The organism is Rathayibacter sp. AY2B7 (genome assembly GCF_002931635.1).
In the GTDB taxonomy this organism is placed as follows: domain Bacteria; phylum Actinomycetota; class Actinomycetes; order Actinomycetales; family Microbacteriaceae; genus Rathayibacter.
This window is the reverse complement of the sequence record NZ_PSUC01000056.1, coordinates 1-21,897: the sequence shown is the minus strand read 5'-3', so window position 1 is coordinate 21,897 and position 21,897 is coordinate 1. Positions and strand designations below refer to the sequence as shown.

Genomic DNA, 21,897 nt, shown 5'->3' with positions numbered 1-21,897 from the left:
TGACCGCCGGCATCCGCAGCCGCCTGCCCTTCGATCTGCAGGAGAGCGTCGGGCAGACGCCGTTCGACGGCACTCGCGCGGTCGTCTACGAGTACCTCGAGGGAGATCGCGTCCTCATCGACGACGTGGCCGCGCAGAGCGGGCTCGCGGACTCGATCGGCCGGGCCATCGGGGCGATCCACTCGCTCCCGGTGTCGTTCGTCCAGGAGGCGGGCCTGCCGATCGCGACCGCGCGCGACAGCGTGAACGAGACGGTCGCGGTGATCGAGCGCGCGGCCGACACCGGCCACGTCCCGGCGGCGCTCGTCGCGCGCTGGGAGTCGGCCTCCTCCGACGAGGCGCTCTGGCAGTTCGACCCGACCGTGGTGAACGGCTCGATGACCGCCGACTCCTTCCTCCGCTCGGGCGACGTCGTCGCGGCCGTGCTCGGCTGGGCGGCGCTGCGGGTCGGCGACCCGGCGCGCGACCTGCACTGGCTGCTGAGCGCCCCGGGCTCGGAGACGGCGCTCTCCGCCTACTCCCGGATGCGCGCGGGAGCAGTGGACCGCACGATCCGCCAGCGCGCCCAGCTCTACGCCGAGCTCGAGCTCGCCCGCTGGCTGCTGCACGGCACCGAGACCGACGACTCCGCCATCGTGGACGACGCGGTCGCCATGCTGGACACGCTGGTCGACAGCGTGCTCGGCGACCTCTCCGCGCCCCTCTCGACCGACACCGGCCCGGTGCTGGCGGTCTCGGAGGTCGAGGAGCTGCTCAACCGCACGCCGGGAGCCCGCACGGGCTCCTCCGCTCACGGCCGCGGGCTCGCTCCCGTCGCCGAGGAGAGCGACTCCGCGAGCTCGCGCTCGGAGTAGAACCGCTCGGGCCGCAGCACGAGGTCGTCGGCGACGAAGTAGAACACGGCGTCGACGCTCTCGAGCGGCACCCCCCGCCAGCGCGAGTAGGCGAGCCGGTACAGCGCGAGCTGGAACTGCTTGAGCTCGAGGTCGGCAGCGTCCTTCGGCGCTCGCCCGGTCTTCCAGTCGACGATCTGCACGCCGTCCTCCGTCGGGTACACCGCGTCGAGCTTGCAGACGACGACGTGGCCGGCGAGCTGGAGGTGGATCTCGATCTCGACCGCCTCCGGGCGCCGGTCGGCCCACTCCGAGCGCTCGAACGTGGCGATCAGGGCGTCGAGCCGCTCCTGCTCGACGGACGCGGGGCCGGCGTCGTCGAGCTCGTCGGGGAAGGTGTCGACCGCCTCCGCCCCGCCCTGGACGCCGAAGCGGTTCTCGACCCAGGAGTGGAAGGTCGTGCCGAGCCGGGTCTGCCGGTAGGGGCGCTCCGGCATCGGCCGGCGCAGCTGCGCGGCGACCTCGTCCGGAGTGCTGACGATGTCCTTGAACCGGGAGGCGGGGATGCGGGTGGGCAGCGGCGTGCGCTCGCCCCCGGCCAGCCGCACCGCCCGCTCGGCGAGCAGCAGGCGGATGTCGTCGCCGCGCGCTCCGAGCAGAGCGGGCTCGGCGCTGCGGACCCGGGCGGCGGCGGCGCGGACCCGGTCGCCGCGGGAGCCGAGCGGATCGTGGGGCCAGCGGAACGTGCGCGGGGCCCGCTCGAGCGGGTTCTCCTCGTTCGCGGGCTCGGTCGGCAGCCGCGGGATCGTGCCGGCCTCCTCGAGGTCGCGGAGGAAGACGCCCGGTCCGCGCGGCTTGGCCTGGCCGGCCCACCACGAGCCGCTGAGCAGGAGGTGGTGACGCGCCCGCGTGACGGCCACGTAGGCGAGACGCCGCTCCTCCGCCTCGTTGCGCTCGCGGAGGGTGTCGCCGAACGCTCCGATCGCGTCGACGACCTCCTTCTGCGTGCTGCAGCCGCGCCAGGCGAGATCGGGGAGCTCGGCGGCGTCGCCGCGGAACGCGTAGGGCATCGCGCCCAGTCTGACCCACCCGCGGAAGCCCTCGACCGGCGTGCCGGGGAGCTCGCCGTCGACCATCCGCGGGACGGCGACGAGGTCCCACTCCAGACCCTTGGAGCCGTGGATCGTCAGCAGCTGCACCGTCCCCGGTTCCGGGTCCTCCGGTCGCGGGGCCAGGCCGTCGCGCTTGTCCGCGAGGACGAGCCAGCGGAGGAATCCGCGGAGGGAGGAGCCGGTGCCGGCGCCGCGGTCGTCCGTCTGCAGGTACCCCGCCACCGCCTCGCGGAAGGCCTCGAGGTTGGCGCGGCCGTCCCCGCGCGACTCGTTCGCCTCGACCTCGATGTCCAGGCCCAGCTCCTGCTCGACCAGGGTGACGAAGTCGAGGAGGTCGAGCCCGGCCCGGGCGCGCAGCCGGGCGAACAGGGTGCCCGCCTCGTGCAGGCGCCGCAGGCCCTCGGCGCTGAACCCGCCGAGCGCGGAGTGGTCGATCCGCCCGTCGTCGCCGGGGCGGCGCGCCGCGATGAAGTCGAGGGCCTCGACGATCGAGCCGCCCTCGCCCTCGGTGACGGACGCGCGCATCCGCTCGCGCACCTCCTCCGGGAGCAGCCGGTGGGCGTGGTCGCGCGCCGCGAGCCACGAGGCGAGGTCGCGCAGCGCCTTGAGGTCGCGGACGCCCAGACGCCAGCGGGCGCCGGCAAGGAGGCGGACGAGCTCGCTGCCGGCGGCCGGGTCCTCGACCACGGTGAGCGCGGCGACGAGGTCGGCGATCTCGGGCTGCCGCAGCAGGCCCCCGATGCCGAGGATGTGGTACCGGACGCCGTGCTTCGCCAGCGCGGCGGCGAAGCGGTCCATGTGCGCGCGCACCCGGAAGAGCACCGCGGCCGACGGTGGCTCGGCGTTCTCGCGCAGTTGCCCGGCGAACCAGGCGGCGACGTCGTCCGCCTCCTCCTCGATCGTCTCGGGGAAGGTGAGCTCGACCGCGTGCTCGGAGGCCTGAGGCCCCGCGCTCAGCGTGTCGACCGCGACCGCGCTCCCCGCCGACAGCGGCTCCACGATCGCGTTCGCGGCGGTCAGCACGCGGCGGCCGTTGCGCCAGCTCGTGCTGAGGGAGAAGCGGCCCGCTCCCCCGAAATCGGTGCCGAAGCGGCCGAGCCCCTCGGCGCTCGCACCGCGCCAGCCGTAGATCGACTGGTGCGGGTCGCCCACGGCCATCACTCCCTGCCCGGCGAAGAGCCGCGAGAGGAGGCGGGTCTGCAGCACGGAGGTGTCCTGGTACTCGTCGAGGAGCACCACCCGGTACCTCGCGCGGTGCTCGTCCACGATCCGCGGCACCCGGTCGACGATCCGCAGCGCGAGGGCCACCTGGTCCGAGAACTCGACGAAGCCGCGCTCGGCCTTCGCCTCCTGGAACCGCTCGGCGAGCGCCGTCAGCACCGGCAGCGCGCCCACGGCCTGCAGCGCCTTCTCGAGCTCGCGGTAGAGCCCCGAGCCGCTGCCTCCGCGCGGCAGCTCGCCCAGGCGGAGGAAGTCCTCGGCGAACGCGGCGACCGCGGCCGGATCGGCGAGGTTGTCGGCGAGGTCGTGCGCGAGCGAGACGACGAGGTCGGTCAGCCGGTCGATGCCCGCCTCCACCTCGAGGATGCGCGGATCGGCCGTGTCGGCCACGACTCCCCGCGCGAGATGCCAGGCGGAGGCCTCGGAGAGCACGGTCGCATCCCCCTCGCGGCCGATCAGGGCTGCGTTGTCGCGGAAGATCGTGTTCGCGAAGGCGTTGTAGGTCGAGACGGTGGCGGCCTCGAACGGGTCGGGCGCCGACTGCCCGGGCGCGAGCGGGAGCAGGCCCGCCGCGCCGAGCTGGTCGATCCTCCGCCCGATGCGCTCGCCGAGCTCGGCCGCCGCCTTGCGGGTGAAGGTGAGGCCGAGCACCTCCGACGGCGCCGCGTGGCCGTTCGCGAGGAGCCAGAGGACGCGGTTCGCCATCGTCTCGGTCTTGCCGCTGCCGGCACCGGCGACCACCAGGGCAGGCTCGAGCGGCGCCTCGATGACGGCGCGCTGCTCGGCGGTGGGCGGGCGCAGGTCGAGGCGCTCGGCGATGGTCAGGGCGTCGATCACGGCAGCTCCTCCTCGGAGACGGCGGAGGGGTCGGGGTCGGCGGGGCCGGAAGGATCGGCCGGCGCATCGGGACCCGGCTCCTCGGAGTCCTCCAGGTCCTCTGTCTCGTCGGCCTCGTCGATCGCCAGGAGTCCGTCCCCCGGGACCTCGGGCACCGCGTGGATGCGGTACCGCAGGGCGTCGCCGGGGGAGAACGGGGTCGCGTCGAGCAGGCCCGAGAAGCCCGCCGCCGCCATGCCCAGGGCCGCGGCGCGGACGCGATCGCGCAGCCGCTCCAGCTCCTCCTCGCCGAAGCGCTCCTGGACCACCTCGCGGTACGGCTTCCCGCGCACGCCCGTCGCCACGAAGAGCAGCTTCGCGCCTCCCCCGTCGGCCGGGTCGGCCGCCTCGATCGCCCCTTCGGCGACGGCGAGCTGATAGCTGCCCAGCTGCGCGTGCTCGGCGATGTCGTCCTTGCGGGGGGTGCTGCGGCCCGTCTTGAGATCGACGATCGTGACGGAGCCGTCGGCCGCGCGCTCGACGCGGTCGATCGAGCCCCGCACCCGGGCGGGCGGGACGTCGAGCTCGAACTGCTGCTCGCGGCCGAGCACCACGCCTCCCCCGCGCTCGAAGTCGGCGAGGTAGCCCGCGAGGCCGTCGATCAGCCGCCGTGTGACGCGCTTCTGCCGCTCCCCCAGCCAGGGCGACTCGAAGACCAGCTCGGGCCACCGCGACTCGAGAGCCGCCCACAGCTCCTGCGGATCGGGCCGCTCGGCGTTCTCGAGGACCCAGTGCACGAGGGTGCCGACCCCCATCGCCGTGCTCGTCGTGGAGCCGGAGACGGCGTCGACGAACCAGTCCAGAGGGGACCGCTCGAAGGCCTCGAGGCGGCTCGGGGAGACGGAGACGGGACGCTCGGGGTCGCCGACGTCGAAGAGGGGCTCCGTGGTCGAGGGCTCGAGCACCCCGGACCAGGAGGAGGGGTCGGCGCCGGGGACCTCCGCGAGCGCCAGGGCGCTGAGCCCCCGGATGGCGGCGGGAGCCTCGGTCGAGTCCGGTGTGGTGGCGGTCCGGCGCAGCGCCGCCACCGCCCCGCGCAGCGTGAGCGGCACCGCGGAGGCCGGATCGAGCCGCGGCGCGTCCGGCGGGGTGAGCCGGAAGAAGAGGGAGGGCGTCTCGTCCTCGCCCGCGACGGCGCTGAGCACCAGCTGCCGCCGGGCGCGGGAGGCGGCCAGGGCGAACATCCGTAGCTCGTCGTCGAGAGTGGCCTTGCGGGCGTCGAGCGGCAGTCCGCCCTCGCCGCGGGCGTGCCGCAGCAGGCCGTCCGGATCGAGCAGCGAGCCGCGCTGGCGGAGGTTGGGCCAGACGCCGTCCTGCAGCCGCGCCACCACCACGACGTCGAACTCCAGGCCGACGACCGAGGAGGGCGTGCCGATGAGGACCGCGTCCTCGACGGAGCGCGGAGCGAGAGTGTCCTCGGGCACCTCCGCCTCGAGGATCTCGGTGACGAAGCCGATCGCGGAATGCCCGGTCGCCCGCTCCACGAACCGGCGCGCGGCGCTGAAGAGGGCGACCACGCCGTCGAGGTTGCGGTTGGCCTCGGCGGCGGTCAGGCCGGTACCGAGGGCGAGCTCGCGCCAGGAGGACGCGACGCGGCTGGACTCCCACGCCGACCACAGGAGCTCCTCGATCGAGCCCCCCTCCTCGTGCAGGCGGCGGACCCGGTCGATCGTCACGGCCAGCCGCTCGGCCTGCCGGGCGGGAGCGGAGTCGATGGTCGCGAATCGGCCGGGCGCGGCGAGGGCCTCGACCAGCAGCGGGTCGCTCGCGCGGATGCCGCCGCCGGCCAGCTCCTCCGCCCGGAGTGCGAGCCGGAGCCGGCGCAGCCCCAGCCGGTCGACCCCGCCGAACGGGCCGAGCAGCAGCTCCGCCGCGAGGTCCGCGTCCAGGGGCCGCTCGCCGATCGCGACGCCGACCAGCACGAGCAGCGCCCGGGCCGCGTGATCGTCGCGCAGCGCCCGTCCGGCGAGCACGGAGCGGGTCGGCACCTCCGCCACCGCGAGCGCCTTCACCAGCGGCTGGACCGCGGCTCCGGAGCGGACGACGACCGCCATCCGCCGCCACGGCACTCCGTCGCGCAGCCGCCGCTCGCGCAGCAGCCGCGCCATCGTCGCCGCCTCGCGCGCCGCCGTCGGGGCGTGCAGCACCAGGACGGGCGCCGGGCCCGCCTCGGGGGCCGGAGCCGCGACCGCCGCCCGCTGCCGGCCGGCCGCCGCGGTGCCGATCCGCTCGGTGGCCGCCGACACGACCGCCCGCAGCGCGGCCGAGTGGCGGTGCACCCGAGCGAGCACCAGCGTCTCGACGTCGGACGCGCCGATGCTCGCGGCGAACCGGCCGAGCGTGTCGGAGGCCGCGCCGCGGTAGGCGCTGGTCGCCACGTCCGGGTCACCCAGCGCGATCACGCTCACCCCGCGCTCCGTCAGCGCCCGCAGCAGCACGAGCGTCGACTCGCTCGCCTCCTGGAGGTCGTCGACGACGACGAGGCGCAGCGCGTCGATCCGCTCGCCGCCCTCGCCGGCGCGGATCGCCTCGGCCGCATAGGCCGCGAACTCCGCCGCGTCCAGGCGGGTCCCCGCCTGGGGCGCCATCCACTCGACCACCTCGCGCAGCTCGTCGAGCACGTCAGCCGCCGCGCTCCACTCGCCGCGCTCGGCGTCGACCCCGAGGGCGCGGATCGCGTCCGAGTCGAGCCCGTGCTCGGTCGCCCGCATCCCGAACTCGCGGAGCTCGGTCCGGAAGGTCCGCAGCCGCAGCACCTCGGGGCTGAACTCCTCCGGCCACCGCGGGCGGGTCCCCGCCGCGAGGGGGGCCTCGACGAGCTCCGACAGGAGTGCGTCCTGCTCGCCGCCGGTCAGGAGGGTCGGCCGCTCGAGGCCGCGCTCCTTGGCGGAGGAGGTGACCGCCTCGAACGCGAGTGAGGTCGCGGTCCGGGCGAGCGGGCCCCGGGTCGGCACTCCCAGCCGCAGGGCGAGCACGTCGCGCAGGGCGGTGGCGGCGGTGCGGCTGGCCGCGAGCACCACGACCGACTCGGGCGGGTACCCCCGCTCGAGGACGCGCTCGGCGACCAGCTCGACGACCGTCGTGGTCTTGCCCGTCCCCGGCGCCCCGAGCACGGCGGCGCTGCGGCCCTCGGGCAGCGCGAGCACCGCGCGCTGGGAGTCGTCCAGCACGACCGCGGGCTCGCCCGGGAGCGCCTCGCCGACGGAGGCTGCGGTGGAGGGAGCGGGGGTCGCGGGAGCGGTCACACGACCACGGTAGCCACCGGGTCCGACACTCCCGCCCGTCCCCGCCTGGAGCCCGCTCCGCCCGCTCCGCTCACCGCGAAACCGGCGCGGCCGTCCGAGCGCGGTCCCGTATCCTGACACCCTCGTCCCCTCCCGAAAGGCACTGCTGGTGGAAATCCGTATTGGAATGGTCAACACCCCGCGCGAGCTCAACTTCGAGTCGTCGATGTCCGTGACCGAGGTCGAGAAGACGGTGACCACCGCGCTCGAGGCCGGCACCGCCGTCCTCCGCCTCCGCGACGAGAAGGGCAAGATCTACATCGTCCCGACCGCCACCATCGCCTTCGTCGAGGTCGGCTCCGAGGAGTCGCGCCGCGTCGGCTTCGTCGCCTAGAGCGTCCCGGGCGGACACGTCGTGGAGCTCCTCTTCATCACCCTGTTCGGGGTCCTGATCGGTCTCGCCGCGCGCTACGGGCTGCCGCACCGGCACCTGCACGGCTCCGTGCTGGTCCCGGCGATCGGCGGCCTCGTCGCCGCGGTCGTCTGGGTCGCACTGACCTGGGCGGGCCTGCCGTGGGACGGCGGCCTGATCTGGGTCCTGTCCCTCGTCGCGACCGCCGTGGTCGTCGTCCCGGTCGGCCTCTCGCTCGGGCGCAGCCGCGCCCGCCGCGACGAGGCCTCCCTGCAGGCGATGCTCTCGGGACGCGTCGCCCCCTGATCCGAGCCGGAGGCGCGGGAGTCCTCGGACTTCCGCGCCTCCGTCGTTCCCGGCGTCCGGCGCAGCGACGCGCCGGGGACGGTCAGGCCGTGAGACCCAGCGCGTCCATCCGGCGCGTGTGCGAGGCGATGAGCTCGGTGAACACCGGCTCGATCCGCGACTCGTCGGAGTCGTGGTTGCCCGACCCCATCAGCGCGGAGCGCGCCACGAGGAGGGTGTCGCCCACCAGGCGGCGGCCCCAGACGGCCAGGCGCGAGCCCAGGCGCTCGTCCGCGGCGATCTCGCGGCGGAGGATCGCGATCACGCCGTCGACGCCCGTGTCCGCGCCGAGCGTCTGCGCGATGCGCGGCCCCACGTCGGTGGGCAGCCCGCCGGTGAGGCGGATGAAGAAGTCGTCGAGCAGGCCCGCCGTGATGTACGCCGAGAGCAGCGTCTCGTGGAGGTCCGCACCGCGGGTGAGCCGCTCGAAGGTGTCGATCGCGGGGCGGAACGTAGTCATGGCCTCGCCGGGCTCCACGTCGCGGCGGCGCAGCTCGGCGACGACCGCGTGGTGCTTCGCGAGCGCCGTGCCGGCGGCGGAGGAGATGGCCTCCTTGTCCGCGAGGTCGTCGGTCTCGGCGACGGCGCGCGCCAGCACCTCGAACACCGCGAGCTGGAGGTAGGCGACCTGGCCGAGGTAGGGCAGCACCTCGGGGGTGAGGTCGGCGAGGTCGACGCGGTCGCGCTTCTGGCTCGACTCCCCGCGGGGCGTCAGGCGGGGCACCTCGAGCAGGGGACGTCGACGTCGGAACCAGGCAGCCATTTCCTCAGCATAGGGCGCCGGAGGAGCAGGGTTCCGGGGCCGGCGGGGCCGGTAGCAGTAGACTCGCCGGGACGGGCGCTGGATCGGTGACCCTGCGCCCGGAGTCGTACAGGGGCGTAGACCGTTCGACACGACAGGCGCTTCACTCCGTGACTTTCTCCGATCTGAACATCGACGACGACATCGTCGCCGCACTCGCCGCCAAGGGCATCCTCGAGCCGTTCCCCATCCAGGAGCAGACGATCCCCTTGGCCCTGCAGAAGCAGGACATCATCGGCCAGGCCAAGACCGGCACCGGCAAGACCTTCGGCTTCGGCCTCCCCCTCATCCAGGCCCTCGGCACCGACCCGGAGCCGGGCGTCAAGGCGCTCATCGTCGTCCCGACCCGCGAGCTCGCCGTGCAGGTCACCGAGGACATCGAGCTGGCCGCCTCCAACCGGCCGACCAAGATCGTCTCGATCTACGGCGGCAAGGCCTACGAGGGCCAGATCGAGCAGCTGAAGGCCGGCGCGCAGATCGTCGTCGGCACGCCCGGCCGGCTCCTCGACCTCGCCGGGCAGCGCCTGCTCTCCCTCGCCAACGTGCAGGTGATGGTCCTCGACGAGGCCGACAAGATGCTCGACCTGGGCTTCCTCTCGGACATCGAGAAGCTGTTCGCGCAGACGCCGCCCACCCGCCACACCATGCTCTTCTCGGCGACGATGCCGGGCGCGATCGTCGCGCTCGCGCGCCGCTTCATGACCAAGCCCATCCACATCCGCGCGACCGACCCCGACGAGGGCATCACGCAGGCGAACATCAAGCACATCGTCTACCGGGCGCACTCGCTCGACAAGGACGAGGTCATCGCGCGCATCCTGCAGTCCGAGGGCCGCGGCAAGACCGTCATCTTCACCCGCACGAAGCGCGCCGCGGCCCGCATCGTCGAGGAGCTCAACGACCGCGGCTTCAACGCGGCGGCCGTGCACGGAGACCTCAACCAGGAGCAGCGCGAGCGCGCGATGGCGGCGTTCAAGGCCGGCAAGAAGGACATCCTGATCGCCACCGACGTCGCCGCGCGCGGCATCGACGTGAACGACGTCACCCACGTGATCAACCACACGATCCCGGACGACGACCAGACCTACCTGCACCGCGTCGGCCGCACCGGGCGCGCGGGCAAGACCGGCATCGCGGTGACCTTCGTCGACTGGGAGGACCTGCACAAGTGGGCCCTCATCAACCGGGCGCTGGAGTTCGGCCAGCCCGACCCGGTCGAGACCTACTCGTCGTCGCCGCACCTCTACACCGACCTCGACATCCCCGCGGGGACCAAGGGACGGCTGAAGCCGACCCCGATCCCCGCCGAGGCGAAGGCCGACGCGCGCCCGGACCGGGGCGAGCGCTCCGACCGCGGCGAGCGCTCCGAGCGGGGCGACCGGCCGCCGCGTCGCCGCACCCGCTCCGACTCCGCCGACTCGACCGCTCCGCAGCAGACCGGCCCCGCTCCCTCGAGCGAGAGCAAGGAGCACCACGACGGCAACAGCGAGCCGCGCCGCCGCACCCGGTCGCGCCGCCGCTCGCCGCGCCCCGACGCGCAGGCCTGAGCCTCCGCGCCCCGAGCCCGTCCCCCCGCGATCCGTCGCGGGAGGGCGGGCTCCCGGCGTCTCAGCGGCTCTCCCGCGACTCAGCGGTGTCCCCACGCGACTCAGCGGCTCTCCGCCCCTCAGCGGTCACGGTGATCCGGCGGCTCTCCGCCTGCCAGCGGCTCTCCGCGACTCAGCGGGCGGAGGAGCGGATCGCGTCGACGGTCGCGCGCGCGGTCGTGTTCTCGCCCAGGCGGTTGGGCTTGCCCGTGCCGTGGTAGTCGCTCGAGCCCGTGGTGACGAGCGAGTACTGCTCGGCGAGCTCGCGCAGGCGGCGCTTGCCGTCGGCCGTGTTCTCGCGGTGCTCGACCTCGAGGCCGAACAGGCCGGCGTCGACGAGCTGCGGGAGGATCGACTCGACCGCGATCCCGCGGGCGCTCGCGGCCGGGTGCGCGATGACCGGGACCCCGCCCGCCGCGCGGACCAGGCGCACGGCGTCGACCGGGTCGGGCGCGTAGTGCGGGCGGTAGTAGCCGCCGCGCCAGTCGAGGATCCCCGCGAAGGCCGCGGAGCGGTCGGTGGCCAGGCCGCGGGCGACGAGCGCGTCGGCGATGTGCGGACGCCCGATGGTCGTGCCCGGGCTGGTCTGGGCGAGGACGTCGTCCCAGGTGAGGTCGTAGTCGGCCGCGATCGCGGTGACGATCGCCTCCGCGCGGCGGGCGGGGTCCCGGTCATCGCGCACCCGGCCGCGAGCGCCCGCGGGATCGCGGTCGAGTCGATCCTCCCGCAGCTCGTCGACGCCGGCCTGTTCGGCCTCGAGGTCGAGCACCGCGAGAACACGGCCGACGGCAAGCGCCGCCTGCGCGAGCTCGCCGAGCAGTACTCGCTCGTCACCACGGGCTCGAGCGACTACCACGGCACGGGCAAGCCCAACCGCCTGGGCGAGAACACGACCGCGCGCGCGACCGTCGACGCGATCCGCTCCTCCGCCCGCTGAGTCGCGGAGAGCCGCTGGCAGGCGGAGAGCCGCCGGATCACCGTGACCGCTGAGGGGCGGAGAGCCGCTGAGTCGCGTGGGGACACCGCTGAGTCGCGGGAGAGCCGCTGAGACGCCGGGAGCCCGCCCTCCCGCGACGGATCGCGGGGGGACGGGCTCGGGGCGCGGAGGCTCAGGCCTGCGCGTCGGGGCGCGGCGAGCGGCGGCGCGACCGGGTGCGGCGGCGCGGCTCGCTGTTGCCGTCGTGGTGCTCCTTGCTCTCGCTCGAGGGAGCGGGGCCGGTCTGCTGCGGAGCGGTCGAGTCGGCGGAGTCGGAGCGGGTGCGGCGACGCGGCGGCCGGTCGCCCCGCTCGGAGCGCTCGCCGCGGTCGGAGCGCTCGCCCCGGTCCGGGCGCGCGTCGGCCTTCGCCTCGGCGGGGATCGGGGTCGGCTTCAGCCGTCCCTTGGTCCCCGCGGGGATGTCGAGGTCGGTGTAGAGGTGCGGCGACGACGAGTAGGTCTCGACCGGGTCGGGCTGGCCGAACTCCAGCGCCCGGTTGATGAGGGCCCACTTGTGCAGGTCCTCCCAGTCGACGAAGGTCACCGCGATGCCGGTCTTGCCCGCGCGCCCGGTGCGGCCGACGCGGTGCAGGTAGGTCTGGTCGTCGTCCGGGATCGTGTGGTTGATCACGTGGGTGACGTCGTTCACGTCGATGCCGCGCGCGGCGACGTCGGTGGCGATCAGGATGTCCTTCTTGCCGGCCTTGAACGCCGCCATCGCGCGCTCGCGCTGCTCCTGGTTGAGGTCTCCGTGCACGGCCGCCGCGTTGAAGCCGCGGTCGTTGAGCTCCTCGACGATGCGGGCCGCGGCGCGCTTCGTGCGGGTGAAGATGACGGTCTTGCCGCGGCCCTCGGACTGCAGGATGCGCGCGATGACCTCGTCCTTGTCGAGCGAGTGCGCCCGGTAGACGATGTGCTTGATGTTCGCCTGGGTAATGCTCTCGTCGGGGTTGGTTGCGCGGATGTGGATGGTCTTGTTCATGAAGCGGCGCGCGAGCGCGACGATCGCGCCCGGCATCGTCGCCGAGAAGAGCATGGTGTGGCGGGTGGGCGGCGTCTGCGCGAACAGCTTCTCGATGTCCGAGAGGAAGCCCAGGTCGAGCATCTTGTCGGCCTCGTCGAGGACCATCACCTGCACGTTGGCGAGGGAGAGCAGGCGCTGCCCGGCGAGGTCGAGGAGCCGGCCGGGCGTGCCGACGACGATCTGCGCGCCGGCCTTCAGCTGCTCGATCTGGCCCTCGTAGGCCTTGCAGCCGTAGATCGAGAGGATCTTGGTCGGCCCGTTGGAGGCGGCCAGGTCGATGTGCGCGGTGACCTGCACGGCGAGCTCGCTGGTCGGGACGACGATGCGCGCCTTGACGCCCGGCTCCGGGTCGGTGCCGAGGGCCTGGATGAGGGGGAGGCCGAAGCCGAAGGTCTTGCCGGTGCCGGTCTTGGCCTGGCCGATGATGTCCTGCTTCTGCAGGGCCAAGGGGATCGTCTGCTCCTGGATGGGGAACGGCTCGAGGATGCCCTTGGCGGCGAGTGCGGCGACGATGTCGTCGTCGATGTTCAGATCGGAGAAAGTCACGGAGTGAAGCGCCTGTCGTGTCGAACGGTCTACGCCCCTGTACGACTCCGGGCGCAGGGTCACCGATCCAGCGCCGGTGACGTCCCGGCGAGTCTACTGCTCCCGGCCCCGCCGGCCCCGGAACCCTGCTCCTCCGGCGCCCTATGCTGAGGAAATGGCTGCCTGGTTCCGACGTCGACGTCCCCTGCTCGAGGTGCCCCGCCTGACGCCCCGCGGGGAGTCGAGCCAGAAGCGCGACCGCGTCGACCTCGCCGACCTCACCCCCGAGGTGCTGCCCTACCTCGGCCAGGTCGCCTACCTCCAGCTCGCGGTGTTCGAGGTGCTGGCGCGCGCCGTCGCCGAGACCGACGACCTCGCGGACAAGGAGGCCATCTCCTCCGCCGCCGGCACGGCGCTCGCGAAGCACCACGCGGTCGTCGCCGAGCTGCGCCGCCGCGACGTGGAGCCCGGCGAGGCCATGACTCCGTTCCGCCCCGCGATCGACACCTTCGAGCGGCTCACCCGCGGTGCGGACCTCCACGAGACGCTGCTCTCGGCGTACATCACGGCGGGCCTGCTCGACGACTTCTTCATCCGCCTCACCGGCGGGCTGCCCACCGACGTGGGGCCGCGCATCGCGCAGACGCTCGGCGCGGACACGGGCGTCGACGGCGTGATCGCGATCCTCCGCCGCGAGATCGCCGCGGACGAGCGCCTGGGCTCGCGCCTGGCCGTCTGGGGCCGCCGCCTGGTGGGCGACACCCTCCTCGTGGCGCGCTCCGCGCTGATGGGGTCGGGCAACCACGACTCCGACGAGTCGCGGATCGAGCCCGTGTTCACCGAGCTCATCGCCTCGCACACGCGCCGGATGGACGCGCTGGGTCTCACGGCCTGACCGTCCCCGGCGCGTCGCTGCGCCGGACGCCGGGAACGACGGAGGCGCGGAAGTCCGAGGACTCCCGCGCCTCCGGCTCGGATCAGGGGGCGACGCGTCCCGAGAGCATCGCCTGCAGGGAGGCCTCGTCGCGGCGGGCGCGGCTGCGCCCGAGCGAGAGGCCGACCGGGACGACGACCACGGCGGTCGCGACGAGGGACAGGACCCAGATCAGGCCGCCGTCCCACGGCAGGCCCGCCCAGGTCAGTGCGACCCAGACGACCGCGGCGACGAGGCCGCCGATCGCCGGGACCAGCACGGAGCCGTGCAGGTGCCGGTGCGGCAGCCCGTAGCGCGCGGCGAGACCGATCAGGACCCCGAACAGGGTGATGAAGAGGAGCTCCACGACGTGTCCGCCCGGGACGCTCTAGGCGACGAAGCCGACGCGGCGCGACTCCTCGGAGCCGACCTCGACGAAGGCGATGTTGGCGGTTGAGACGATGTAGATCTTGCCCTTCTCGTCGCGGAGGGGGAGGACGGCGGTGCCGGCCTCGAGCGGGGTGGTCACCGTCTTCTCGACCTCGGTCACGGACATCGACGACTCGAAGTTGAGCTCGCGCGGGGTGTTGACCATTCCAATACGGATTTCCACCAGCAGTGCCTTTCGGGAGGGGACGAGGGTGTCAGGATACGGGACCGCGCTCGGACGGCCGCGCCGGTTTCGCGGTGAGCGGAGCGGGCGGAGCGGGCTCCAGGCGGGGACGGGCGGGAGTGTCGGACCCGGTGGCTACCGTGGTCGTGTGACCGCTCCCGCGACCCCCGCTCCCTCCACCGCAGCCTCCGTCGGCGAGGCGCTCCCGGGCGAGCCCGCGGTCGTGCTGGACGACTCCCAGCGCGCGGTGCTCGCGCTGCCCGAGGGCCGCAGCGCCGCCGTGCTCGGGGCGCCGGGGACGGGCAAGACCACGACGGTCGTCGAGCTGGTCGCCGAGCGCGTCCTCGAGCGGGGGTACCCGCCCGAGTCGGTCGTGGTGCTCGCGGCCAGCCGCACCGCCGCCACCGCCCTGCGCGACGTGCTCGCCCTGCGGCTGGGAGTGCCGACCCGGGGCCCGCTCGCCCGGACCGCGACCTCACTCGCGTTCGAGGCGGTCACCTCCTCCGCCAAGGAGCGCGGCCTCGAGCGGCCGACCCTCCTGACCGGCGGCGAGCAGGACGCACTCCTGTCGGAGCTCGTCGAGGGCCACCTCGAGGAGGGGACCGGCCCGCGGTGGCCGGAGGAGTTCAGCCCCGAGGTGCTGCGGCTGCGGACCTTCCGGACCGAGCTCCGCGAGTTCGGGATGCGGGCGACCGAGCACGGGCTCGACTCGGACGCGATCCGCGCCCTCGGGGTCGACGCCGAGCGCGGCGAGTGGAGCGCGGCGGCTGACGTGCTCGACGAGCTGCGCGAGGTGGTCGAGTGGATGGCGCCCCAGGCGGGGACCCGCCTGGACGCGGCGGAGTTCGCGGCCTATGCGGCCGAGGCAAACCGCGCCGGCGAGGGCGGCGAGCGGATCGACGCGCTGCGCCTCGTCGTCGTCGACGACCTCCAGGAGGCGAGCGAGTCGACGCTCGTGCTGCTGCGGGCGCTGACGGAGCGCGGGGTGACCGTGATCGCGCTGGGCGACCCGGACGTGGCGACCAGCGCCTACCGCGGCGCGGCCTCCGACACGCTCGGCCGGTTCGCCGCGAGCATCGGCGCGTCCGACGTCGAGACGCTGGTGCTCGCTCGGGTGCACCGCCACTCGGCCGCGCTGCGGGCGGTCGGGTCGGCGGCCACCGGGCGGATCGGCACCGCGGCGGGCGGCCGGCAGCGGGCGGCGGTCGCGGCTCCGGCCCCCGAGGCGGGCCCGGCGCCCGTCCTGGTGCTGCACGCCCCGACGGCGGCGCGCGAGGCGGCGACGATGGCGCGGCTGCTGCGCGAGCGGCGGCTGCGCGACGGAGTGCCGTGGCGGCGGATGGCGGTCGTCGTCCGCTCCGGAGCCGCGGTCCAGCCGCTGGTGAAGGCGCTCGCGGTGGCGGAGGTGCCGACCCGCTCCGTGCTCGCCGGACGGGCGCTGCGCGACGATCACGCGGCCCGGGCGCTGCTCGTGCTGGTCGGCGTCGCGATCGGCGAGGGGCCCCTGGACGCGGAGCTCGCGGCGGAGCTGCTGCTCGGCCCGTTCGGCGGGGTCGACCGGCTGGGGCTGCGCCGGCTCCGGCTCGCACTCCGGGCGGAGGAGCTGGCCGGCGGCGGCATCCGCGCGAGCGACCCGCTGCTGGTCGAGGCCCTCGCCGCGCCCGGCCGATTCGCGACCATCGACTCCGCTCCCGCCCGGCAGGCCGAGCGGCTGGCCGTGACGATCGACCGGGTCCGCCGCCTGCACGAGGAGGGGGGCTCGATCGAGGAGCTCCTGTGGTCGGCGTGGGAGTCCAGCCGCGTCGCGTCCTCCTGGCGCGAGCTCGCCCTCGGTACCGGCCTGACCGCCGCCGAGGCCAACCGCAACCTCGACGGCGTGGTCGCCCTCTTCAGCGCCGCGCGCCGGTTCGTGGAGCGGGCGACCGGGCATTCCGCGATCGGCTTCGTCACCGAGATCCTCGAGGCGGAGGTGCCCGAGGACACTCTCGCTCCGCGCTCCGTCGAGGACGCGGTCCTCATCGGCACGCCCTCCTCGGTCGTCGGCCTGGAGTTCGACGTCGTGGTGGTGGCGCGGCTGCAGGACGGCGTCTGGCCCAACCTCCGCCAGCGCGGCTCGCTGCTCGATCCGGACGGCCTGCTGCGGCACGCCCGCGGCGAGGGCGGACTGCCGCTCGACGCCCGCAAGGCCACTCTCGACGACGAGCTCCGGATGTTCGCCCTGGCCGCCTCCCGCGCCCGGCGGCAGCTGGTGCTCAGCGCCGTCGCGGGCGAGGACGAGACGCCCTCCCTCTTCTTCCGGCTCACCCCGCCGGAGGCGCCGCGGCTCGCTTCGGCCGCCGCGGTGCCGCTCACGCTGGGCTGGGCGGTGGCGGCGCTGCGCCGGACCGCCACCACACCGGACTCGGCCGAGGCTCCCGCCGCCATCCGGGGGCTCAGCGCCCTGGCGCTCGCGGAGGTCCCCGGCGCCGACCCCTCCTCCTGGTCCGGGGTGCTCGAGCCCTCGACCACGGAGCCCCTCTTCGACGTCGGCGACCCCGAGCGTCCCGTCTCCGTCTCCCCGAGCCGCCTCGAGGCCTTCGAGCGGTCCCCTCTGGACTGGTTCGTCGACGCCGTCTCCGGCTCCACGACGAGCACGGCGATGGGGGTCGGCACCCTCGTGCACTGGGTCCTCGAGAACGCCGAGCGGCCCGATCCGCAGGAGCTGTGGGCGGCTCTCGAGTCGCGGTGGCCCGAGCTGGTCTTCGAGTCGCCCTGGCTGGGGGAGCGGCAGAAGCGCGTCACACGGCGGCTGATCGACGGCCTCGCGGGCTACCTCGCCGACTTCGAGCGCGGGGGAGGCGTGGTGCTCGGCCGCGAGCAGCAGTTCGAGCTCGACGTCCCGCCCGCCCGGGTGCGGGGCTCGATCGACCGCGTCGAGCGCGCGGCCGACGGCTCCGTCACGATCGTCGATCTCAAGACGGGCCGCAGCACCCCCCGCAAGGACGACATCGCCGAGCACGCGCAGCTGGGCAGCTATCAGCTCGCCGTCGCCGAAGGGGCGATCGAGGCGGCCGACCCGGCCGACGGGGGAGGCGCGAAGCTGCTCTTCGTGGCGACGGGCGTGCGCGGGAAGCCGTACCGCGAGGTGGTCCAGGAGCGCTTCGGCGAGGAGGAGCTGGAGCGGCTGCGCGATCGCGTCCGCGCCGCGGCCCTGGGCATGGCGGCGGCGGGCTTCTCGGGCCTGCTCGACGCGACCCCGTTCTCCCCCGGCGACGCCCTGCGGTACCGCATCCACGCGGTGCCCGAGGTCCCGGGGGACGGACTCCTGGCGATCGACGAGGCCGACGAGACAGAGGACCTGGAGGACTCCGAGGAGCCGGGTCCCGATGCGCCGGCCGATCCTTCCGGCCCCGCCGACCCCGACCCCTCCGCCGTCTCCGAGGAGGAGCTGCCGTGATCGACGCCCTGACCATCGCCGAGCGCCTCGACCTGCGCCCGCCCACCGCCGAGCAGCGCGCCGTCATCGAGGCGCCGCTCGAGCCTGCCCTGGTGGTCGCCGGTGCCGGCAGCGGCAAGACCGAGACGATGGCGAACCGCGTCCTCTGGCTCCTCGCGAACGGCCACGCGGCGCCGTCGGAGGTGCTCGGCCTCACCTTCACCCGCAAGGCGGCGGCCGAGCTCGGCGAGCGCATCGGGCGGAGGATCGACCAGCTCGGCGCGGCGGGCCTGCTCCCGCTCGCGCCCGGGCAGTCGGCGCCCGACCCGTTCGAGGCCGCCACCGTCTCGACCTACAACGCCTTCGCGAACACGATCTTCCGCGACAACGCAGCCCTGATCGGCCGCGAGGGGGATGCGACCGTGCTCTCCGAGGCCTCCGCCTGGCATCTCGCGCGGGGAGTCGTGGCCGACACGGCCGATCCGCGCATCCTCGAGGTGGAGGCGGGCATCGACCGGCTGACCGACCTCGTCGTCTCGCTCGCGCACGACCTCGCCGACAACCTCGCCGATCCGGCCGCGGTCGCCGCGTTCGCCGCGGCCTTCCTACGCCTGGGCGAGCTGCCGCGCGGAGGCAGAGGCTCGGGGCTCTACCGCGAGCTCGAGAAGGCGCTGCAGGCCGTGGGCGCGCTGCCGGTGCTGACGGCGCTCGCCGAGCGGTTCCAGGAGGCGAAGGCCGAGCGCGGCTTCGTCGAGTTCTCGGACCAGGTGGCCCTCGCGCTGCGGATCGTCGACCGGGTGCCGCGGATCGTGGACGAGCACCGCGCGAGGTACCGGGTGGTGCTCCTCGACGAGTACCAGGACACCTCCGTGCTGCAGACGCGCCGCCTGTCGCGGCGCTCCGCCGGCCAGAGAGTGAGGGTCCTGGGCGACCCGCTCCAGTCGATCTACGGCTGGCGCGGTGCGAGCGCCGAGGGGCTCGGCCGCTTCGGCACCGATTTCGGGGGAGCGGGCCGCTTCTCCCTCAGCACGAGCTGGCGCAACGGCCGCCGCGTGCTGACCGCCGCGAACGCGATCGTGGAGCCGCTGTCGGCGGGGAGCGCGGTCGCGGTCGACACGCTGAGCGCGGGGCCTCAGGCCTCCGAGCACGCGGTCGAGCTCACCTTCCCCGAGACGATCGAGGAGGAGGCGGACGACGTCGCCGCCTGGTTCGCCGGGCAACTGCGCGAGAACGCCGAGCCACCGTCGGCCGCGGTGCTCTTCCGGGTGCGCGCGCACATGGACCGCTTCGCCGCCGCGCTGGCGAAGCACGGCGTCCGGTACCACATCCTCGGCATCGGGGGCCTGCTGCGGCAGCCCGAGATCGCCGACCTCGTCGCCGCGCTCACCGTGGTCGAGGACCCGGTCGCCGGCATCGAGCTTGTCCGCCACCCTGCCGGCGACCGCTGGCATCTGGACGTCCGCGACCTCAAGGCGCTGCGCGACCTCGCCTCGTGGCTCGCGGCGCGCGACCACGCCCACCGGCTGCTCCCGGAGGAGGTGCGCGAGCGGATGCGCGCGTCCGTCACCGAGGGCGAGGGCGGCTCGATCGTCGAGGCCCTCGACTTCATCGCGGCGCGCCGCCCCGGCGACGACGGGCGGATCGACCACTCCGCGCTCGGCGGGTTCAGCGCCGAGGGCCTGCGGCGCCTGCACGAGGCGGGCACCCTGTTCGCCCGGCTGCGCGCCCGGGCCGGGCTCGACCTCCTCGACTTCGTCACCCTGGTCGAGCAGGAGCTGGGCCTGGACATCGAGGTCGAGGCGAACGAGTCGCGCGGGGACGGCCGCGCCAACCTCGAGGCCTTCCGCGAGGCGGTGGCGGGGTACCTGCAGACGGACGACCGCGGCGCCGGCACCGGCTCCTCCCTCCGCGGATTCCTCCGCTGGCTCGTCCTCGCGGACAAGCGCGACGGCCTGGCCCCGCGACCGGAGGACCCGGAACCGGGGACGGTGCAGCTGCTGACGATCCACGGCTCCAAGGGTCTGGAGTGGGACCTCGTCGCCGTCCCGCGGATGGTCGACGGCGAGCTCCCCGGCACGCCGGTCGAGGGCTTCCGCGGGTGGGTCAGACTGGGCGCGATGCCCTACGCGTTCCGCGGCGACGCCGCCGAGCTCCCCGATCTCGCCTGGCGCGGCTGCAGCACGCAGAAGGAGGTCGTCGACGCGATCGGAGCGTTCGGCGACACCCTCCGCGAGCGCAACGAGGCGGAGGAGCGGCGTCTCGCCTACGTGGCCGTCACGCGGGCGCGTCACCACCTCCTGCTCAGCGGCTCGTGGTGGGCCGGCCAGGCCAAGCCGCGCGGACCGGGCGTCTTCCTCCGCGACCTCGAGGAGGCCGGCACGATCCCGCGGGTGCCGGCGGAGCCCGCGAGCGAGGAGAACCCGGTCGAGCGGGCCCCGCGCACGTTCGGCTGGCCCCACGAGCCGGTCGGCTCCCGCGGCGACCGGGTCCGCGCCGCCGCCGCCCGGGTCCGCAGCGCCGAGCCCGCTCTGCTCGGAGCGCGCGGCGACGACATCCGCCTGCTGCTCGCCGAGCGGGCGGTGCGGCTGGCCGGGGGCGAGCGCACGCCGCTGCCCACCCGCATCCCCGCCTCCCGGTTCAAGGACATCGTCAGCACTCCGGACGAGGTCGCCGCGCAGCTGCGCCGGCCGATGCCGGAGCGCCCCTACCGGCAGACCCGGCTCGGCACGACCTTCCACTCCTGGGTCGAGAACCGCTTCGGCGTCCAGGGCGGGGCGGAGGCGGTCGACACCTTCCCCGACGAGCTCGACGACGCCGGCCCCGCGTCCGTCGAGCAGGAGCGGCTCGACGCCCTGATCGCCACGTTCGAGCGCTCGGAGTGGGCCGACCGGCGCCCGGAGGCGGTCGAGATCGAGATCCACCTCCAGCTCGCCGGCCACGTCGTCGTCCGCAAGCTCGACGCGGTGTACCCGACGGAGGACGGCGTGCAGATCGTCGACTGAAAGACCGGGCGAGCGCCGAAGGACGCTGCCGACCTCGAGCTCAAGCAGTTCCAGCTCGCGCTGTACCGGCTCGCCTACTCGCGCTGGCGGGGGGTGCCGCTCGAGAGCGTCGACGCCGTGTTCTACTTCGTCGCCGACGACCTCGTGCTGCGGCCCGAGCGGTTCTACTCCGAGCGCGAGCTCGCGGAGTCGCTCTCCTCGGCGACGGGAGCGAGCCCGCGGCCGTGAGCGGAGGAGCCCGTGCGGGCTCCCGGCGTGCGGTTGAGCAGCTCCTCGACCTCCGAGACCGCCAGCACCGGGCCGGTGTCGGTCGAGAGGGGCGCGGAGAGGTCGCCGAGCACGCTGTCGACCAGCGTGTCCAGCATGGCGACCGCGTCGTCCACGATGGCGGAGTCGTCGGTCTCGGTGCCGTGCAGCAGCCAGCGGGCGAGCTCGAGCTCGGCGTAGAGCTGGGCGCGCTGGCGGATCGTGCGGTCCACTGCTCCCGCGCGCATCCGGGAGTAGGCGGAGAGCGCCGTCTCCGAGCCCGGGGCGCTCAGCAGCCAGTGCAGGTCGCGCGCCGGGTCGCCGACCCGCAGCGCCGCCCAGCCGAGCACGGCCGCGACGACGTCGCCCGAGCGGAGGAAGGAGTCGGCGGTCATCGAGCCGTTCACCACGGTCGGGTCGAACTGCCAGAGCGCCTCGTCGGAGGAGGCCGACTCCCAGCGCGCGACGAGCGCCGCCGGGACGTGGCCGGTGTCGGCCGCGCGCTCGATCACCGCGACCGTCTCGTTCACGCTGTCGCGCGCGGTCGCGATCGGCAGGCCCGCCTCCTGGACGAACGACACCGGGAGCGAGTGGATCGCCCCGATGGCCCGGCCGATCGAGTCCGCGAGCCCGCTCTGCGCGGCCACGTCGTCGATGAGGACGCGATCTCCCTCGAGGTACTCGTAGACGACCGCGCGAGTGCCGTCGAACGGCGTCTGCCCGACGCTCTCCTGCAGATCGAAGGGCAGGCGGCTGCGGATGCCGGCGGTCA

At 74.6% G+C, this 21,897-nt stretch carries 15 protein-coding genes; 7 read left to right on the top strand and 8 right to left on the bottom strand.

All coding sequences use genetic code 11. The annotated features are described in order from the left end of the window. Positions 1–854 (top strand): phosphotransferase (locus C5C27_RS10460; protein ID WP_104314337.1); only part of this gene is annotated, 854 nt, incomplete at its 5' end. On the opposite strand, the gene C5C27_RS10455 is transcribed toward C5C27_RS10460, so the two are convergent. Together C5C27_RS10455 and C5C27_RS10450 are read right to left on the bottom strand one after the other, a co-directional pair. Next, the gene (locus C5C27_RS10455; RefSeq protein ID WP_104314344.1) at positions 791–4,003 is read right to left on the bottom strand and encodes an ATP-dependent DNA helicase; all 3,213 of its coding nucleotides are present in this window, start codon (positions 4,001–4,003) and stop codon (positions 791–793) included. The genes C5C27_RS10460 and C5C27_RS10455 overlap by 64 nt on opposite strands. Then, positions 4,000–7,287 (bottom strand): ATP-dependent DNA helicase, encoded by a 3,288-nt coding sequence (locus C5C27_RS10450; protein ID WP_104314343.1) that lies wholly within the window; start codon positions 7,285–7,287, stop codon positions 4,000–4,002. Before C5C27_RS10450 ends, C5C27_RS10455 begins: the two co-directional genes overlap by 4 nt. Positions 7,288–7,435: 148 nt before the next feature. Here C5C27_RS10450 and C5C27_RS10445 point away from each other — a divergent pair, with 148 nt between their 5' ends. Together C5C27_RS10445 and C5C27_RS10440 are read left to right on the top strand one after the other, a co-directional pair. Further along, a complete protein-coding gene (locus tag C5C27_RS10445; RefSeq protein WP_104224841.1) occupies positions 7,436–7,660 on the top strand; it encodes a DUF3107 domain-containing protein in 225 nt (74 codons plus the stop codon). A 21-nt stretch (positions 7,661–7,681) separates the two neighbouring features. After that, a complete protein-coding gene (locus C5C27_RS10440; protein ID WP_104226942.1) occupies positions 7,682–7,984 on the top strand; it encodes a hypothetical protein in 303 nt (100 codons plus the stop codon). Between the two features lie 82 nt (positions 7,985–8,066). Here C5C27_RS10440 and C5C27_RS10435 read toward each other — a convergent pair whose 3' ends face one another. Next, positions 8,067–8,786: a ferritin-like fold-containing protein gene (locus C5C27_RS10435; RefSeq protein WP_104314342.1), complete on the bottom strand. Its 720-nt coding sequence runs from the start codon at positions 8,784–8,786 to the stop codon at positions 8,067–8,069. A gap of 149 nt (positions 8,787–8,935) precedes the next feature. Here C5C27_RS10435 and C5C27_RS10430 point away from each other — a divergent pair, with 149 nt between their 5' ends. After that, complete coding sequence (locus C5C27_RS10430; protein WP_104314341.1) at positions 8,936–10,372, top strand: DEAD/DEAH box helicase; 1,437 nt, start codon at positions 8,936–8,938, stop codon at positions 10,370–10,372. A gap of 172 nt (positions 10,373–10,544) precedes the next feature. Here the strand turns inward: C5C27_RS10430 and C5C27_RS10425 are convergent, their stop codons facing one another. Continuing rightward, positions 10,545–11,267, bottom strand: a complete 723-nt coding sequence (locus C5C27_RS10425; RefSeq protein ID WP_258066619.1) for a PHP domain-containing protein — start codon at positions 11,265–11,267, stop codon at positions 10,545–10,547. A 253-nt stretch (positions 11,268–11,520) separates the two neighbouring features. Then, on the bottom strand, positions 11,521–12,957 hold the full coding sequence (locus C5C27_RS10420) for a DEAD/DEAH box helicase (protein WP_104314340.1): 1,437 nt from the start codon (positions 12,955–12,957) through the stop codon (positions 11,521–11,523). A gap of 154 nt (positions 12,958–13,111) precedes the next feature. On the opposite strand from C5C27_RS10420, the gene C5C27_RS10415 reads away from it, so the two are divergent. Continuing rightward, positions 13,112–13,831 (top strand): ferritin-like fold-containing protein, encoded by a 720-nt coding sequence (locus C5C27_RS10415; RefSeq protein ID WP_104224843.1) that lies wholly within the window; start codon positions 13,112–13,114, stop codon positions 13,829–13,831. Between the two features lie 82 nt (positions 13,832–13,913). Here the strand turns inward: C5C27_RS10415 and C5C27_RS10410 are convergent, their stop codons facing one another. Both C5C27_RS10410 and C5C27_RS10405 read right to left on the bottom strand, forming a co-directional pair. After that, positions 13,914–14,216 (bottom strand): hypothetical protein, encoded by a 303-nt coding sequence (locus C5C27_RS10410; RefSeq protein ID WP_104226942.1) that lies wholly within the window; start codon positions 14,214–14,216, stop codon positions 13,914–13,916. 21 nt (positions 14,217–14,237) lie between these two features. Continuing rightward, on the bottom strand, positions 14,238–14,462 hold the full coding sequence (locus C5C27_RS10405) for a DUF3107 domain-containing protein (RefSeq protein ID WP_104314339.1): 225 nt from the start codon (positions 14,460–14,462) through the stop codon (positions 14,238–14,240). A 148-nt stretch (positions 14,463–14,610) separates the two neighbouring features. Here C5C27_RS10405 and C5C27_RS10400 point away from each other — a divergent pair, with 148 nt between their 5' ends. Both C5C27_RS10400 and C5C27_RS10395 read left to right on the top strand, forming a co-directional pair. Further along, positions 14,611–17,898, top strand: a complete 3,288-nt coding sequence (locus tag C5C27_RS10400) for an ATP-dependent DNA helicase (protein WP_104314338.1) — start codon at positions 14,611–14,613, stop codon at positions 17,896–17,898. Further along, positions 17,895–20,879 carry an ATP-dependent helicase gene (locus tag C5C27_RS10395; RefSeq protein ID WP_258066617.1) on the top strand — a complete coding sequence of 995 codons (2,985 nt, stop codon included), beginning with the start codon at positions 17,895–17,897 and terminating at the stop codon, positions 20,877–20,879. The genes C5C27_RS10400 and C5C27_RS10395 overlap by 4 nt, the downstream gene beginning before the upstream one ends. Before the next feature lie 164 nt (positions 20,880–21,043). Here C5C27_RS10395 and C5C27_RS10390 read toward each other — a convergent pair. After that, positions 21,044–21,897, bottom strand: an 854-nt coding sequence (locus C5C27_RS10390) for a phosphotransferase (protein WP_104314337.1), incomplete at its 5' end; no start/stop codon positions are given.

What these genes read in the sequence shown, in the direction of transcription:
- C5C27_RS10435 (WP_104314342.1), bottom strand. Translation starts at nt 8,786, where the DNA reads ATGGCTGCCTGGTTCCGACGTCGACGTCCCCTGCTCGAGGTGCCCCGC.
- C5C27_RS10415 (WP_104224843.1), top strand. Translation starts at nt 13,112, where the DNA reads ATGGCTGCCTGGTTCCGACGTCGACGTCCCCTGCTCGAGGTGCCCCGC.